This window comes from Iodidimonas muriae (assembly GCF_014647255.1).
Classification (GTDB): Bacteria; Pseudomonadota; Alphaproteobacteria; order Sphingomonadales; family Rhodothalassiaceae; genus Iodidimonas; species Iodidimonas muriae.
This window is the reverse complement of record NZ_BMOV01000005.1, coordinates 49,032-65,959: the sequence shown is the minus strand read 5'-3', so window position 1 is coordinate 65,959 and position 16,928 is coordinate 49,032. Positions and strand designations below refer to the sequence as shown.

Sequence of the window (16,928 nt, the reverse complement as noted above, 5' to 3'; positions counted from 1 at the left end):
TGATCACATCAATCCCATGGCGGTTGGCAACCATGTCACCAACACCGGAATCAGCGTTAAAATGAGAATACGGGTCAAATCGGCAAGGAAGAACGGCACGATGCCTTTGAAGATGGTGCCAATGGGGATATGGGGCGCCAAGCCATGCAGCACGAACACATTCATGCCAATGGGCGGCGTGATCATGCCAAGGCCGGATACCATAACCAGCATCACACCCCACCAGATGGGGTCATAGCCCAAAAGCAAAATGATCGGCAAAACGAAGGGGAGCGTCACCACCATGGCCGCCACCGATTCAAACACTGCCCCTAGCACGATATACATAAGATACAGCGCCAGAATCACGACGATGGGCGGCACATCCAATCCGCCAATCCAGCCAACGATTTCTTGTGGAAGGCCCGACAAGGCCAAAAAATAGCTGAAGCTGAAAGCCCCGATGATGATCAGATAAATCATGCCGGAATTGACGGCGGTTTCATAGGCCACCTGCTTGAACACCGCAAAGCTCAACCGCCCGCGCACCCATGTCAGGACAAAGGCCGCCACAGCTCCCAGAGCCGCGGCTTCCGTCACCGTAACGATGCCGCCATAAATTCCCAAAGTGACCATAAGCCCCAGCAGCAAAACGGCCCAGGCCTGACGCAAGGCTTGCCACCGCTGGCGCCCCGAGCTGCGTTCCTGGGCGGGCACCGCTTGCGGATAAAGCCGGGCATAAACCCAAACAGCAATAAGCTGGAACGCCACCGCCAAAATGCCGGGAACAATAGCGGCGGCAAACATCGCCAGCACAAATTCATCGGCCAGAACCGCATAAATCACGATAATCAGGGACGGCGGGATCACAATGCCCAAAGTGCCCCCCGCAGCAATGGAGCCTGCGGCAAAAGAAGGCCGATAGCCACGTTCGATCATTTGCGGCAAGGCCACGCGGGTCATGGTGGCAACCGTTGCAATGGATGAGCCGCATACCGCGCCAAAGGCCCCGCATCCGGTGACAGTGGCCACCGCCAGTCCGCCGCGTCGATGGCCAATAAAGGCGTTCACCAGATTATAAAGATCCGCCGATAATCCCGACATGGCGGCCAAACTGCCCATCAGCAAAAACAACGGGATAATTGCCAGATCAAGGCTTTTCAAAGCCGAAGCCGCCTCGATCCCCGGAATTGCCAAGGCCGGATCAAGCCCCGCCAGAAGCGCAAAGCCCACCACCCCCGCAATTCCCATGGCCGGGCCGATAGGCACATGCAACAAGATCAGGACAAACAATAACACAACGCCAAACAGGGCGATCAGGATTGGGGTCACATGCCTTCCCTTTTGCTATAGACCGCCTGCATAAGGGCGCATAAATTGCTCATGCCCTGAACCAGAAGGGTAACACCGAGAAGCCCTGTCGCCATCAGAGCCGCGGGCCGTTTGGGCAGTTCAACGATCACCGTATGTTGCGTTCCCAGATCCAGTGCATAAAGCCCATAGTGCCACACCAGCACCGCGAAAAAGGCCGTGGTCAGGGTTTGTCCGAAAGCATCAAGCCATAAATGCGCCTTCTGGCCCATGGCGCGGCCTATAAAGCCGATGGTGATATTGCCCCGCCGGGCCATCAAAAGCGGCAAGAAGCAGCTTAATGTCACAGCGATCAACAAGCCGTTAGCATCTTCAAGCCCATGCACCGGTGTGCTCAACACCCAACGCGCCAAAGCATCAATGGTGATGGAGCCCCCTTGGACCAGCAGCAGGACAAGCCCCACCACCGCCAGGCCCTTGGCCATGTGATGAACCCGTTTTTCCAACCTCATCAACATTATGAGGCCTCCTTTTTACGGGCGATATCCGCCAAGATGGCCCGCAAATCCTCGATCAAGGCCAGACGTTTGGCATCCTCCCCGCCCCAATCCACCGCCATACGGGCAAAGGCATCGTAAAAGAGCTGCGCCTCTTGCGCGCTTGGCTCATAAAAATGATGGTCGGGGCTTGCCTCCATCCGAGCAACCGCTTGATCGGCTTCTTTCATCATGGCGCGGGTAAAGGCCAAAGACAGCGCCTCGCCACTTTCCGCATCAATGATGTCCTGTACCTCTTTTGGCAGGCTTTCATAGCGCTGCTTGTTCATCACCAAAGCCGAAGGGCTGAATGCCAAGGGCTGGCGCACATGAGTGCGGGTGGTGCGCTCGATACCAGTGGCGCGGGTGCCGTGCCAGCTGAACAAGGTGCCGTCGATCATATTGCGGCTCAGGCTTTCCGCCACTTGGGTCGCGGTAATCCCGCCCACAGCGGTGCCGCCCACCGCCCCGACAATACGGGCCTGTGCAGCATTGGCCACCCGAATCTTACGGTTGGAAAGCCCATCCAGCGTCTCAAGATCAAAGGCCAGATGCAGAAAATTGGCGGGCGAAACCGACAAGGCCAAAGGATGCACATCCGAAAGACCATCCAGCAATCCGCGCGTATAAAGCCGCCAAAAGGCCTGCGTCAGATCCTCTGGGTCATCGGATAAATAAGGAATTTCCAGCAAAGGAACAGCGGGCAATCGCCCCGCCACATAGCCCGTCGGGAACCATGTGATGTCGCTCACCCCGGCGGTCAGCAACCGTAATTGCATTTCCCCGTCGCGCCCCAAAGACCCGCCGGCCATGAGTTTGATTTCATAGCCATATTCGGCCAAGCGTTCATTGACCCGCGCCACCCAGGGCTTGACCACATCGCGCACATGCACAACCCGGTCGGGAACAAAAATGCCCAAGCGCAAAAGATGGGGCTCTTGCGCCTGGGCGCCCCTTGCTGGACTGGCCAGCAAGAACCAGCAAACCAGACATGCGCGAAAACCAAGCGCTACCATATGAGCTGTCACGCGCATGTCCACCCTATATTCAGGCCACGTGTTTCTGGGGGGCAGGTTTTTTATGAATCGCCGTGCCGGGGTGAAAATCAGACCAAACATACCAGAAAATCTTGTTATAATGCGGAATAGGCGTCAAGCGTTTGCCTTTCAGATCCCCATCGACACACATGCCGGTGCGCGTCCACCGGGATTTTGTCTGGCTGTCTTGCAAATGCCCGCCGTCCCCCTCCAGACGAAAATCCAGAGTCTGGCCATCAACGGTCCGGTCATAGGCCTGAATATAATCAGCCACAGCATCCGATAAGACCAACAGGGATACACCGCCCAATTCATCATGGATCAGGCGTTCGGCTTTGCAAATATCCAACGGATAGGCTTTGCTGCTTTTGCCTACCTGAATACCCAGAACCATTTCTTTCAAGGACAAACGGTCGTCCTTTTCATTTTGTAAGGGATAGACCATCACCGGACTTTTGGGATCGATCACATCCGCACGGGCCAGCAGTTTCAGGTAAAAAATATCCCGCCATTCAATATTGCGCATCCACACGCGGCTATCGGGATAAAGCTGTGCCCATGTTTCCAGCCGCATGGCAAGGGTGGGAAGGGTATCCAGCGGCAGGCTGCCATCCAGCGACCGGTTCTGGATCTGGATCACCGAACATTGGTTGGATTTATCATAGAACACCATATTGTTGGCCAGTGCCGCTGTGATGGTGATGTCCGGCTGCTTGAACCTGTCACGCAGGGCATAAGCCATAGAGCTATGCGCCAGAATACAGTGGGTCATAATGAAGGGATGGGTGCCTTCGGGCTGATACACAATATGTGGCCGCCGCGCCAAGCGGGCAACGAAGGCCCAGGGTTTACCGGCGCCATCGATCACGCCCACCACTTCTTCATCGCCACCAAAGCGCTTGAGCGCCTCTTGTGCGGAAATAAAGATAGGTTTGCGCACCGGACGAAACATCAGCTTGGTGTGCATAAAAAAGCCAAACACCAAGATCCCGACATAAAGAGCCATCGCGGCCATGAAGCCATAGCTCGTGACTGTCCCATCCTGTAGGGCGGTGACCCCGGCCCCGATGGCCAAAGCAAGAGAGGCCAGAAAGACCCAGAAGGATTTGCCATAGATATAGCGGGCGCCGGATTCCGAAACGGCAATCTTGTTGGTCAGCATCAAGATTCCCAAGGTGCCGGGCAAGATCGCTACCGCACAAAAAAGAACGGCAAGAGCTGCCAGTATAAGAGAAATACTCATCACATCACCTTATAACCTGTGGAACGAAACGGAGGCGGTGCCCGCTCTTGGTCACCGCCCCTTTCGGCTCAATCAAAAATGATAGCCAATGCTGAACCCAAAGGTTCTGGGTGGATGGTAATTGGCACCGATCACTTCCGCTGTAGCCAGATCGAAGGTGGCCGATTTGCGCAGTTGATCGGTCAGGTTCTTGCCCCAGAATTCAGCGCTGATTTTGCCATCCCCGGATTCATAACGAATGGAGGCATCCAGCGTGGCGAACTTGTCTTCACTTTGAATATCATCGTTGAATTCCGTGAAGAAGGTTTCACCGCGATAGGAAACGGACCCCACCAGCGTCATCGTGCCGTCATAAGGCAAGGTGCCGACGAACAGATCATATTGCGCACTGAAATTCCCCGCCCATTTCGGTGAATTACGGGTGCGGTTTCCAGCCAGATCCAGCTCCGTAGGATTGAAATTCTCGTAATTGGGATTGTTGCGTGGATCGATGGGATTGGCCGAAACGAAATCGTTAAAGGTGGAATCCAGATAGGCCACAGCACCATTGACCCGGAAGCGCGGCGTGATATGGGCCGACAAATCCAGCTCTACCCCATGCGCCGACATTTCCGCGGCATTTTCAAACACGATAAGGAAACCCACAGACGGATCGGGGAAGGTGCGGTTCACTTGCAGATTGGTCAGGTCATAAAAGAAGCCCGACATATTGGCCTGAATACGGCCATCCAGCCAACTGGATTTCAGGCCGAATTCATGGTTCTTGATGGTTTCCGGCTCCAAAATCGTGCGGCTGCCCGCATTGTTTTCCGGAGATCCTGCCTTAAAGCCTTCGGAATAGGTATAATAAAGCATCATATTGGGCATGGCTTGCCATTCCAAACCCACTTCCGGTGTAAATTCCTCGAAGGTCCGCTTGATGAAGGTCTGCTCGGCGGTGAAGCGCATGACCGGACCGGCGCCAAGCCCCAAAATGATATTTGCGGCATTGGTGGAATCCACTGTTTCTCTGGTATAGCGCCCGCCCAGCTTCAGCCGAACCGTCTCCAGCGCATCAACAAATTCGCCCAATTGCACCGTTGCCTGACCGAAGATAGCCCAGGCATCGGAATTCAATTGGGAATCGATACAGACGCGCTTGGGTTCAGGAATCTCTTGCAGGTCATTGACGAGCTTCAAGGTATTACAGGTGGCATGGGCCTCCAGCGGTGTCAGATTGGGGAGCACGCCACCACCCGGAGGAGGCGGGGGGCCTAAAAATGTCAACCGGTTGGCGAAGGCATCCAGATTGCCCGGACTGCCAAAATTCGGCTCCAACCCAACGGTATTGGTGGGGCTTTGCTGTTCGTTGAAATAGAAAAAGCCGACAACCCCATCCAGCCAGGAGGTGGAGACAGTGGCCTGCAATTCCGTCGTCCATTGATCGGAGGAAAGATCGCGCCGTTGGAAGGTGTTCCCGGTTCCGGTGGTGCTCAGATCGGCAACAATGGCGGAAATCCCCAGATCCTGCGTGAACGATCCTTCAAAATTTCGGAAACTGGTCAGGCTCTTGAGGCTGATCATGTCATTAACGAACCAGTTCAGCTCTGTGGAAACCGACCAGCCTTCCATTTCCGTGGCCGGATCGAAGCGCCCGGCAAGATCGCGGGGCTTTGTGGCAAAACCACCACGCACAGGCGAACGCAGGGCAGGAATATCGGGGAAGGTTTCCCGGATGAATTTCAAAGATCCCGAAGCATCATCCTGGCGAAACCAATCGGCGGTCAGGCGGGCATCCACATTTTCAGAAATCAGGAAATCCAGATGCATCCGCGCCATTTTGCGGTTGAGGTCATCCACATCATTGCCGGTCACCGGATTTTCGCCAAAGCCATTACGGTTTTCGGTCTTATAGGCAACACGCCCCAGGATATTGTCGGTAATGGCCCCGCCAAGCGCGCCTTCGGTGGTCAATTGACCAAATTTACCGATGGTGGCCCGCACATAGCCATCCACTTCTTCCGTGGGCTTTGCGGTGATGAAATTGATCGAACCGCCAACCGCATTCCGTCCATAAAGCGAACCTTGCGGGCCGCGCACCACTTCCACCCGTTGCAAATCGAACATCGAGAAGGTCTGCGCTTCAGGGCGACCAACCACCACCCCGTCCACATGCACCGCAACCGAGCCTTGCACACCGGATGTGGATGTATTCACCCCCACACCGCGAATGAACAATTTCGCCGCCCGCATATCCTGACCCATGGTAATGCTGGGCATCATGAACTGGATGTCTTCAATGGTGTTGATCTGCTGCTTTTGCAGTTCATCCATCCCCATGGTCGATACGGACGTACTGATATCTTGCAAAGATTGCTCGCGCCGTGTGGCAGTAACCAGAATTTCTTCCAGTTGGAAAACCGTGGCGCTCTGCGCCTCATTGCTTTCCTGCGCCAAAGCAGATGATCCGGACGCGCTGATCATAATTGCAATGGGCGCCACGGCGGACAATAATCTGGAAGCGGACGGAATACGCATTCTCTTTTCTCCCCTTTGCCGACTTTTTGCTGCCAGCATGTGCCTTTTCGGCATGATATTTTCGTTGCAAGTTCAACGATAATGCCTGCGACAAATTTGTCAATCTTTCTTGTGATTTGTCCTTATAGACAAATATCTCAAAAAAATATCTTTAAAATCAAATAATTGAAGTAAATTCATTTTGTAATATTCTTTTATTTTCCTTGGAACACAAAGGATGTTTATTTTTTTTCAGTTGCAGATGAAACACATAAATTGGATAAGTAAGGATGGAGAAAAGCAGATCTGAAGACGGCTCATGGCAACCGCAGCAGAATTGAGATCTCGATGAAGATAAAAAAATCACGCCTCGATCCTTTGCAAGACGTTCCGAAACCTCGCGAAAAAACGGACCTCCCGCACCATCTTCCCTATCAGCTTGTGCATGTCTCGGCCCTGCTGTCTTTGGGGGTCAGCCGCCTGTTTCAAACAAAATTCAATCTTGGTATCCGGGAATGGCGGGTTCTTGCTATTCTTGGCCATTATGGCCCCTCAAGCGCTGCCGATCTTGTGGGCCGCGCCGCTTTCGATAAAGCCACTGTTTCCCGCGCCATAAAACGTCTGGAAACCGAAGGCATGGTCGGTCGCTGCCCGCACCCCACCGATGCACGTAGGCAATTGATTTATCTTACGGAAAAAGGCGTCGAGCTGCATGACCGGATTGCCCCCCTCTCCATCATGCGCAAGCGCATTGTCGAATCCGCGCTGACGGAAAAAGAGCGCGAAAGCCTGCAAATCATTCTGGAAAAACTGCGCGGCCAGCTTGAATGGCTCAATCAGGAAGAAGGGGGCGACATGAACAATACCGACCGCTAAACACCCGCCATTGCATCATCATCACGCCAAATACATGGGTGAAAATTGCACATGCAACAACATCGCCTTGCCAGATGCTTTAAAATGCATCCGGCTGTTGTTCGGGGGCGGCGCGTGCAAAAGCGTCCAATGTTTGTAAATGGGCATCCACTGCGAGCAAGGTGGGATAAGCGGACAGATCGGTATTGAAACGCCGGGCGTTCCACATCTGCGGCACAAGGCAAATATCCGCCAATGTGGGCTGATCGCCAAAGCAATAGCGGCCATTGGAATGACTGGCCACCAGCGGCTCCAGCGCATCGAACCCTTCCTGCACCCAATGACGATACCAATCATCCACGGTTTCCTGATCGTGGCCCAGCGGGTTTTTAAGATATTTCAAGATCCGCAGATTGTTGATCGGGTGGATTTCGCAGGCAATCACCTGCGCCATGGCCCGCACCAAAGCCCTTCCGGCGGCATCTTTGGGCAGGAAGGATGGACCGGACCGAGTTTCATCCAAATACTCGATGATTGCCAAGGACTGGGTCAGCACCAAGCCATCATCTTCCTCAAGCGCCGGAACCAACCCTTGCGGATTGGCTGCCAGATAAGCGGCGTCCCGTTGCTCTCCCTTTGGCAAATGCACAAAGGCCGGTTCCCAGTCCACCCCCTTGAGATTAAGGGCAATGCGCACCCGATAAGACGATGAACTGCGGAAATAGGTATAAAGCTTCATGGCTTAGTCCTTCTGTGCAATCTGGTGGCAACGGGCCAACAAGCTGGCGGTGCGCGCCATATCCTCGATATTGGAAAACATCGGCACCTGTGCAGCCTCCATTGCATCAAACCACGCCCGGCCATGCTCCAATGTGCCCATCATGGAATGCAGCAATGGCCGTTTGGCTGTTTTGGCGAGGGCCGATAATCGCTCGATCACCGGCGTCGCATCAACCATGAACGGCACCACATGAATCATCAAGATCACATCAAAAGCATCGGCATGATCCAAAGCCGCTTCAAGGCTAAAGCCAAAGCGATCTTCACGGGCATCGGCCAATAAATCCAAAGGATTGCGCACCGAGGCTTCCGGCGGCAAATCGGCCTTGAGACGGGCTGCCAAAGCAGCAGGCAAATCCACCAGATCCAGTCCGCCAAGGGTGGCTTCGTCTGCCGCCAGAACCCCCGGCCCACCGGAATTGGACAGGATCAGGGCGCGTTTGCCAAAGCCCTTGGGGAAAAAGCCCAGCCCTTTGGCGGCAAGGTGCAAATCACGTAAGGATCGCGCCCGCACGATGCCAGCCTTGCGGCACAAATCCTCGATGGCCGCATCGCTGTCGGCGCTGGCACCGGTATGCGCACGGGCCGCAGCCAGCCCATTTTCCGTCCGTCCCGGAATCAGCGCAATGATGGGCTTGGTTTTGGAGAGTTTTTGCGCGGTTTCGGCCAAGGCTTCCATATCCCGCGCCGATTCCAAATACAGCAAGATAGCCGAGATATCTGGATCTTTCCCCAGATGAACCAGATGGTCTTCCACCCCCAGATGCATGGAATTTCCCACGGAAACCACAGTACCAATGGGGATGTTCTGTATTTGCGCATGGGCGATGACCTCTTCCGCCAAAGCCCCCGATTGCGACACGAAGGCAAGGGGGCCACCGGGCGGCAGATCCCGAAAGAATGTGGCCGCCAAACGGCTTTCCTTACCCAGATGGATAATGCCGCCACAATTCGGCCCGGCAATGATCAGGCCCTTTTCCCGCGCCAGATCATCAAGGGCAGCTTGGCGCGCCTGCCCCTCTTCACCGGCTTCCTGGAAGCCGCCGGGCAAGATCAGGATATGCCGGTGGCCTGTGTCTGCGGCTTCACGCACGGCATCCACAATGAAATCGGGACGAATGGCGATCACCACCAGATCCACCGGCGCATCCAGTGCCCGTAAAGACGGCAAAGCCTCGATACCCAATAACGTGCCGCCCTTGGGGTTCACCGGGACCAGCTTTCCCGTATATCCCGCTTTCTGCATCATATGCAGCACCGCCCCGCCGGAACTTGTGGGGCGGGCGCTGGCCCCCACCACCGCAACGGATCGGGGCGCAAAAAACGGCGTCAGGTCGGAAGGATTGGACTGTGCGGACATGCCGCCCCCTTATAAAATACGGGTGGACAATTCACCCACGCCATCGATTCCACCGGTCATCACATCCCCCGATTGCACGGGGCCAACCCCTGCGGGCGTCCCTGTGAAAATCAGATCGCCGGGCTGTAATTTGAACAGGCCCGAAAGGATCGACACCGTTTCCGCCACATTCCAGATCAAATGGGAAATATCGGCATCTTGCTTGATGGTATCATTCACCGAAATCCAGATCCGCCCTGTCTCGGGGTGCCCAATTTCCGATACCCGACGAATGGCGGAAATAGGCGCGGATTTATCAAAGGCTTTGCCCGTATCCCATGGGCGTCCTTTTTCACGGGCTTCAAGCTGAAGGTCACGGCGGGTCAGGTCATTGCCCACGGCATAGCCGAAAATATGATCCAATGCCTGTTCGACCGGGATATTCTCGCCAGCCTTGCCGATCGCCACCACCAATTCGATTTCATGATGGAAATTGGCCGTTTTCGGCGGATAAGGCACCGATGCGCCATTGGGCACCACCGCATCCGCCGGTTTGGTGAAAAAGAAAGGCAAATCGCGGTTGGGGTCCATACCCATTTCGCGGGCATGGGCGGCATAATTGCGGCCAACGCAATAAATGCGGTGTACGGGGAAGCGCTCCAGAGTGCCTAAAACTTCAACACTGGGCGTAGGGGCCGGGGGAAAAACATAAGACATGGCGTACCTTTACCGGATTTACGAAGGGACAGATCAAAAAACAAAGAGCGTGTTCACGGCCATGGAAAGCGGCCAACGGCCCGCTTCAAACAGCCGGAATTTGCACAGAAATGGATGGTCTGTTGGCGGCGGGGAAGGCCCCGTGGCCAAGGGCTTTTGCAATCGGCACAAGGCCATTTGATAGCAGCTTTGCGATGCCGATCCTGCCGCCGCCCGGATCAAGCCCTGATCTGCAACACCGCCCCGCGCCGCCGCCACCGCTGCCGGACCATGCAGCAACCGGGTGGCCGCATCGGTCACATCGGACAACAGATGCAACAGCACCGTTTCTCCCAAATGGTCGGCGGCTTGCTGATAGAGATCCGTTTGCAACTGATGCTCTTTTTGCCACCAGTCTTGCGCCCAATCGGTGCGCCGGATCGCCGCCCGTGCTGCCGCCCAATCGCTTTGCCATTGTATCCGGGCGGCGCTGAATCCCAGCCCGTCCACATAGCTGCGGGCTTCTTTCTGCTCGTCATCGGTGGCGGGTTCCCCTACAGCCGCAAACCATGAAGCGCTGTCTATATCCTCGATCAACCGCGCGATAGCCGCAGCCGCATCTTGGGGCGCATTGCTATGGGAATTGTCCGTCATGTTCGCAGCTCTTCAAAGCGGTCTTCACGCCACAGCCCCAGTTTTTGCTGGATACCCCGATCGGAATAGCTGAACAGCACCGCATCTTCAGCCGGATGATGGGTTACCTTTGTCCATGTGGGCAGCACAAACAGATCATTGGGACCCCAATCAAAACGCTGGTCACCGATCATCGAATGACCCCGTCCTTCCACCACCACGAACACCGTGCTGTCCGTGCTGCGATAAGGATGGGTGTCAAAGTCTCTCGGCAGAAGTTGCAAAAATGTAGCGATGGTGGGCATGGCAAAATCGCCGGTGGCGGGATGCACATATTTCTGCTTGATGCCATGGCAGGCATCATAAACATCCGCCACGCGCAATTGCTCCAAAGCGGCCCGGCTACGGGCATAGGGATAGTTGAAAATGGGCGAGGTGGAATAGGCGCTTGCCTCATAATCCACAGGCAAAAGCCCGCTGCCAAAACGCGCCGGAGCATCTTGTGCGGGCTTTGTCACCGCTTGGCGATCCGCCTCTCCGGGTTCGGAGAAGCCCACATTCATGAACGATACCAAGGGAATATCAAGGCCATCCAGCCAAATCATGGGTACGTCACTATCATTCCCATGATCGTGCCATGCCCAATTGGGGGTAATGACGAAATCCCCACGCTCCATGAAGGTGCGTTCGCCATTGACCGCCGTGAACGCACCGGAGCCTTCCAAAACAAAGCGCAAGGCCGATTGGGTATGCCTGTGGGCGGGCGCCACATCGCCGGGCAGCACAAGCTGGATAGCCGCATAAAGGGTTGGCGTGATGCGCGATTCACCCGGCCATGCGGGGTTTTCCAGAATCAAGGCACGACGCTCGGCTTCCTTGGCGGTGATCAGCTCTCCCGCCTCCATCAATGTGCGGCGGATATCGGCATAGGCCCATGAAGCCGCCATCTGGTCCCGGCGCGGAGCCCGCGGCACCAGATCGTGCAGCACCGTCCACAAGGCCGACATATTGCGGTCTTTCAGCCGGTGATAAAATGCCGACCGCGCCGCTTCCAGATCATTGCCCGCATCCGATATCGTCATCACCTATGCTCCCCATGACCCTATTCAAACGACATTTTGCGCCTTAAAGCCGCTTAGGCCGCATCCGGGACATCCGGTAAGGTCAGCCCCAATTCATCCACAAGCTCTTGGGCGCGTGAAAGATAATCTGCACGCATATCTTCATTGGTGCGCAGCTTGATGCCCCATTTGCGGAACATTTCGTTGTTTTTCGATTTTGACCGTCCGAAAAAGCCCGGAAGAATAGGGAAATAGTCGTTAATTGCCTGCTGGATAGCGGCTTTTCCTTCCGGTGTGCGGATCATTTCCGATGTGAATTCCTTACCAAAATCCGCATGGAATTTTTCCTCCGGCATGGTGGCACGGGCCAGATTGCGCAAAGGATGGAAGGTGCAATGCAACAAATCTTCCACCTGTAAAATCTCTGCCAGATCCGCAAGCAGCTTGATGACACAGAATTCTGCCCAGGATTTCAGCGGATACTCAAAGATCGACAAAGGCTTTTTGTCTCCACCGGGAAGCAGGTCTTTCTCGGCAATGCCAAGGCGCAGCCCCAATTCCTTGAACCGCACATGATGGCCATATTCTTCCATGGCCACGCGGCAAGTCAGCCATTTGGCATAGGGCGTGGGGGCAAGGCTGATGGCCGGCTCATCAAATACCTGTGCGCCATAAAGCTCGTTGATGGCATGGCTGCGCACCAGTTTTTTAATGGCGGTCTTATATTCTTCGGGTTGGGCGTCAAAATCTTCAATGGTTTTAACTGCGGTCATTTCGGTTGTGCTCATGGCACCCTCCTTATGCAAGGGGATCGATATTGAAAGCCTCTAGGTCGGATTGCAGATCCACATAATGGTCGTTGAACAGACTTTGCGTGGCGTGAGCCAAAGACGGTTCATCCCAACCCGTGCCCTCGGCAATGGCATGGGCTATGGGACGCGGCTGGCTCATCAAAAACACATCGCGCCCCCGTACACCGATCAATTGACCGGTAACGTTCTGCCCCAATTCGGATGCCAGCCAGGCGGCGGCCACCGCCACCGGTTTTGCCGGCAATTTCAACGCGCGGGCTTTATAGTCTTTCAGCAAATCAGTTGCGGGCGGCAGACTTTCGGTAACGCGGGTGGCGGCAAAGGGCATGATGGCATTGGCGGTGATGCCCGCCCGCGCCAGTTCCAGCGCCCAAACGCGGCTAAGGCCCAACAGCCCGGCCTTCGCCCCGGCATAAGACGATACGCCGTAATTTCCGTAAAACCCTGCCGACGAAACCATCGACAAAATGCGCCCGCCCGTGCGCCCTTCCTTGGCTTGCGCCCGCATCAAAGGGGTGGCTGCATTGGCCAGATACCATGCCGACGATAAATTATTGCGGATCACGGCATCGAAATCTGCCGGATCACCTTTCCACACCATGGCATCACGCAGGATCGCGGCATTGTTCACCAAAATATCGACACCGCCGAACTGCTCTTTCGCCAGCGCCACAGCGTCGGCTGCCGCATCAGGGCTTGCCATATCCTGTTCAAAGGCCACGGCCGCAGGGCCGATCTTTTCCGCAAGCGCCTGAGCCACCCCCGGTTCATGGGCCTTTCCATCAATAGAGGCCCCATTATCGGCAAGCACCAATTTCGCCCCAAGCGATGCAAAACGTTCGGCCACCGCACGCCCTATGCCGCGCCCGGCCCCGGTGATAATGGCGACTTTGCCCGCTAAAAGCAGGTCGGTCATGGCTTTGGCTCCTGTTGTTGGTCGGCGCTGGTGTAAAAAGCGTCTGCATGAATATCGGACGGGGCAATCCCCAAGGATGGCAACAGGCGTTCAGCCGCCTCCACCATGGGCGGCGGCCCCGCCAGATAGGCGGCAAAGCCTTCCAAAGTCGGAAAATCCTGCGCCACAGCATCGGTCACCATGCCGGTGCGATAGGGCGTGTCTCCCGATGGTTCGGAAAGAACCGGCGTATAATGAAACTGGTCGTTCCGGGCACAAAGCGCTTCGAAATGATCGCCGAGATACAAATCCCGCGCATCACGCACCCCGAAATAGACATGCACCGGATCAGCCCAGCCCAATGCGGCGGCGCGATCAACGATGGATTGAACCGGCGACAAACCAGACCCGCCAGCGATAGCCAAAATCGGCCCTTTCCGCCCTTCCCGCAGATAAGCCGTTCCACCCGGCCCCTTCACCCGCACAGGATCGCCCGGTTTCAAGTGATTGGCCAGATAGGTGCTGGCCCGTCCACCCGGTATCACACGCACATAAAAAACCAGATGTTCCGCATCGGGTTGATTGGCCATGGACCAGCTTCTGGCTGGCAGGCCGGGCAAGGCCACATCCGCAAACTGGCCAGCCGTAAAACGGAAAGGTGCGCCGGGCGGAATTGCCAGTTCCAAAGCCAGAATATCATGGGTCAACGGTTTGATGGAGACCACATGGCAAGCCATATCCCGCGAAGGATGCACCACCTGATCATCTTCTTGCGCCAATTCAATGGCGCAATCGCTCCACGGTACGGCGCGGCACGCCAGAATAAAGCCGCGGTCTTTTTCCGCATCGGTCAGCGCAAATTCGGAATAGGGCGACATTTCCACCTCGCCCGAAAGCAAGCGGCATTTGCAGGTGCCGCAATTCCCCGCACGACAACTATGGGGAAAAGGACCGCCCTGAGCCAAGGCGGCATCAAGAATGGTGCGCCCCATCTCCACCGACAAAGCCGTATCATCACCTTTGATTGAAACCCGATAGGTCATCCAACGCCCCATTCTTCTTTCGCCCCGATAACCGCCCGCCAACAGAAGGTCCAAGACCATCCTGTGCGGTACGGGACAAAACCTGCGATTAGATTGTCACCTACCCTGACAATCGTCAAGTAATTGTATGGCTTCCAAACAAATTTAATTCAAACATCCTTCGCAAGTATTAAAAATAATCCTTCATATTCATGATCTTATCGAAAACCTCTGCACCAACCCTCCCTCCAGTTCACAAATATGTGACTCCATCCACTTTCTCCCCAATGCCAGCGTGACCGCATTAAGATATCAATGTCTTATCCGCGCACCTCACCCCATGATTATGGCCACGCGTCTTTGTGCTTTTCCTGTAATCAGGAATTTTCTTGGCCTTTCTTAATTGTAAGGTATAATGACAAAAATCGCCTTCTTGTTTTCGCTATATTTCCAAGGACAGGCACCAAAAGACCCCTTTGAAAGAGAGCCGTCATGACATCAATCGAAGCCTCCAATCTTCCCCTTGCCTTCCCGGCAACAGGCATTGACGACCGTTTTTCCGGGATCACGCCGGGCAAAGGCCAAATCGCGATCCGGTGTCTGTCCCGCGCCATGGACGGGATGCAAAAACAGGCTTTGGTTTGGGACAGTCTGTCAAAGACGGTATGGAGCCTTGCCTGCGATGAAGGGCCTTATCTCAATGGAACGGATCTGGCTCCCTTTCCGCTGGCCCATTTCAACACAGGGCTGACATTCTCGCTTTATTGCGAAATCGAGGCATTGGCTGCAGCCCGCGGCGTGAAGCTTGGTGAATTCACCCTCACCCTTGATACATTTTATTCGATGGAAGGCTCGGCACTGAAAGGCACCATGACCGGTGGTGCCTTATCGCCCGTCGTCGACATCTCCGCAAAAACGGATCTGGACCGGCCAGCCCTGATGGATCTGGTGGTGGCCGCCATCGCAGGATCTCCCGCTTTTGCCCTGATGCGCGATGTCTTCACATCGGAATTTACCCTGAAGCATAATGGGAAAACACTGCCCCTGAACCGCGTGAAAGCGGTGGACGGGGACAGCCTTGCACGCCCCGGCGACAGTTTCGACCGTATCCAGCGTGATATGTCGGTGACAGCCGCAGAAGACATCATCACCAAGCTGGACAGCGCCCAATCCGTGTTCGGCGTAGAGGGCGGGGCAGGCTCCAGCCTTCAGTCCGAACAAAAACGGCAATTACATATTCGCGGAATAGCCCATCGCCGCGAAGACGGCTTGCTGGAAAACAAAGTGCAATTGTTCAAGCCCATTGGCAGCGTGTTCCGCTTTTTGGGAGACAGCGCCCCCGGCTTGGGTGGCACAGGGCGCGCCCCTTCGGGCCTTGCATATCTGTCCGCAGGTCTGGCCTTTTGCTATATGACGCAAATCGGGCGCTTCGCCCATATCATGAAGCAGAATCTGGATCATTATAGTCTTGTGCAGGATACCGCTTTCAGCCTGCCCGGCGCATCCTCTGGCTCCATGACACCAGCCAGCGCGGAAACCGTGCGCACCCATGTGCATATCGATTCCAGTGAACCCGATGATGCCATCCAGAATCTTGTGGATATGGGCGAGCAAACCTGCTTCTTGCATGCGGCCTGCCGCACCGCGCTCAAGGCAAAAATCCGGATCAATGAACCGGCCTGAGCTGTTCATTCACCCCCTGTGAACCAGCCCGCACAGCCGTGGGATTTGGCGTGCCTTAGCCGAGGAATTTTTCCAACAGGCTCCGCAAGCGCTCGAATTCGCTGGCCGTCAAACGCCGGGACACATCGGCCTCATGGGCGCGAATGGCGGGGATCAGGCGATCCACAAAGGCTTTGCCTGACTCCGACAATTCCAAAGAATAGGCGCGCCGATCTCCTTCCCGGCGATGGCGCGTTACAATCTGGCGCTTCAAAAGCCCCTCGATGGTTTGGCCCAATGTGGCCCGCTCCACCTCGACGGCGCGGGCAAGGCCCGATTGGCTAATGCCGGGATTGTCGCGGATCAGGATCAGCAAGCCGGCTTGCCCCGGCGTCACCTCAAAGCTCGCCAAAGACTCGCGGAAATGCTGGAACAACCGCACTTGCGCCAACCGCAGTCGAAAACCAAACAGGTCATCCAGGCTGGAAAAATCAACCTTTTGCGTTTTTGTGCGACGTTTCTTGGCCTGCAAATTAGCCTCCTTCGCCTGTGGATTGGCCGAAACTGTCAT

The 16,928-nt window shown here is 55.5% G+C and carries 16 protein-coding genes; 2 read left to right on the top strand and 14 right to left on the bottom strand.

Annotation, left to right across the window (positions count from 1 at the left end; translation table 11 throughout):
• Nucleotides 1-3: 3 nt before the first annotated feature.
• The 5 genes from IEX96_RS08165 to IEX96_RS08145 form a co-directional block, all read right to left on the bottom strand.
• A complete protein-coding gene (locus IEX96_RS08165) occupies nt 4-1,311 on the bottom strand; it encodes a TRAP transporter large permease (RefSeq protein ID WP_150005735.1) in 1,308 nt (435 codons plus the stop codon).
• Nucleotides 1,308-1,808: a TRAP transporter small permease gene (locus IEX96_RS08160; protein ID WP_150005736.1), complete on the bottom strand. Its 501-nt coding sequence runs from the start codon at nt 1,806-1,808 to the stop codon at nt 1,308-1,310. Before IEX96_RS08160 ends, IEX96_RS08165 begins: the two co-directional genes overlap by 4 nt.
• On the bottom strand, nt 1,808-2,854 hold the full coding sequence (dctP, locus tag IEX96_RS08155) for a TRAP transporter substrate-binding protein DctP (protein WP_188873755.1): 1,047 nt from the start codon (nt 2,852-2,854) through the stop codon (nt 1,808-1,810). Before dctP ends, IEX96_RS08160 begins: the two co-directional genes overlap by 1 nt.
• Before the next feature lie 19 nt (nt 2,855-2,873).
• Complete coding sequence (locus tag IEX96_RS08150; RefSeq protein ID WP_150005738.1) at nt 2,874-4,106, bottom strand: DUF3179 domain-containing (seleno)protein; 1,233 nt, start codon at nt 4,104-4,106, stop codon at nt 2,874-2,876.
• 72 nt (nt 4,107-4,178) lie between these two features.
• Complete coding sequence (locus IEX96_RS08145) at nt 4,179-6,623, bottom strand: TonB-dependent receptor (protein ID WP_188873754.1); 2,445 nt, start codon at nt 6,621-6,623, stop codon at nt 4,179-4,181.
• 327 nt (nt 6,624-6,950) lie between these two features.
• On the opposite strand from IEX96_RS08145, the gene IEX96_RS08140 reads away from it, so the two are divergent.
• On the top strand, nt 6,951-7,478 hold the full coding sequence (locus IEX96_RS08140; protein ID WP_150005742.1) for a MarR family winged helix-turn-helix transcriptional regulator: 528 nt from the start codon (nt 6,951-6,953) through the stop codon (nt 7,476-7,478).
• Between the two features lie 79 nt (nt 7,479-7,557).
• Here the strand turns inward: IEX96_RS08140 and maiA are convergent, their stop codons facing one another.
• From maiA to IEX96_RS08100, 8 genes are read right to left on the bottom strand one after another with little or no spacing between them, the layout of a single operon-like run.
• Entirely contained in the window at nt 7,558-8,196 is a 639-nt protein-coding gene (gene maiA, locus IEX96_RS08135) for a maleylacetoacetate isomerase (RefSeq protein WP_150005743.1), read from the bottom strand.
• A gap of 3 nt (nt 8,197-8,199) precedes the next feature.
• Nucleotides 8,200-9,597, bottom strand: coding sequence for an acetate--CoA ligase family protein (locus IEX96_RS08130; protein WP_188873753.1), 1,398 nt, complete (start codon nt 9,595-9,597; stop codon nt 8,200-8,202).
• Nucleotides 9,598-9,606: 9 nt separating this feature from the next.
• Complete coding sequence (locus IEX96_RS08125) at nt 9,607-10,293, bottom strand: fumarylacetoacetate hydrolase family protein (protein ID WP_150005746.1); 687 nt, start codon at nt 10,291-10,293, stop codon at nt 9,607-9,609.
• 33 nt (nt 10,294-10,326) lie between these two features.
• Complete coding sequence (locus IEX96_RS08120) at nt 10,327-10,926, bottom strand: hypothetical protein (protein WP_150005747.1); 600 nt, start codon at nt 10,924-10,926, stop codon at nt 10,327-10,329.
• Nucleotides 10,923-11,987: a gentisate 1,2-dioxygenase gene (gtdA, locus tag IEX96_RS08115; RefSeq protein ID WP_150005748.1), complete on the bottom strand. Its 1,065-nt coding sequence runs from the start codon at nt 11,985-11,987 to the stop codon at nt 10,923-10,925. Before gtdA ends, IEX96_RS08120 begins: the two co-directional genes overlap by 4 nt.
• Before the next feature lie 53 nt (nt 11,988-12,040).
• On the bottom strand, nt 12,041-12,754 hold the full coding sequence (locus IEX96_RS08110; protein ID WP_150001100.1) for a Phenylacetic acid catabolic protein: 714 nt from the start codon (nt 12,752-12,754) through the stop codon (nt 12,041-12,043).
• 10 nt (nt 12,755-12,764) lie between these two features.
• Nucleotides 12,765-13,694, bottom strand: coding sequence for an SDR family NAD(P)-dependent oxidoreductase (locus tag IEX96_RS08105; RefSeq protein WP_188873752.1), 930 nt, complete (start codon nt 13,692-13,694; stop codon nt 12,765-12,767).
• A complete protein-coding gene (locus IEX96_RS08100) occupies nt 13,691-14,716 on the bottom strand; it encodes a 2Fe-2S iron-sulfur cluster-binding protein (RefSeq protein WP_150005751.1) in 1,026 nt (341 codons plus the stop codon). The genes IEX96_RS08105 and IEX96_RS08100 overlap by 4 nt, the downstream gene beginning before the upstream one ends.
• Before the next feature lie 471 nt (nt 14,717-15,187).
• Between IEX96_RS08100 and IEX96_RS08095 the strand changes: the two genes are divergently transcribed.
• Nucleotides 15,188-16,378, top strand: coding sequence for an OsmC family protein (locus tag IEX96_RS08095; RefSeq protein WP_150005752.1), 1,191 nt, complete (start codon nt 15,188-15,190; stop codon nt 16,376-16,378).
• 55 nt (nt 16,379-16,433) lie between these two features.
• On the opposite strand, the gene IEX96_RS08090 is transcribed toward IEX96_RS08095, so the two are convergent.
• Nucleotides 16,434-16,928, bottom strand: a complete 495-nt coding sequence (locus IEX96_RS08090) for a MarR family winged helix-turn-helix transcriptional regulator (protein WP_150005753.1) — start codon at nt 16,926-16,928, stop codon at nt 16,434-16,436.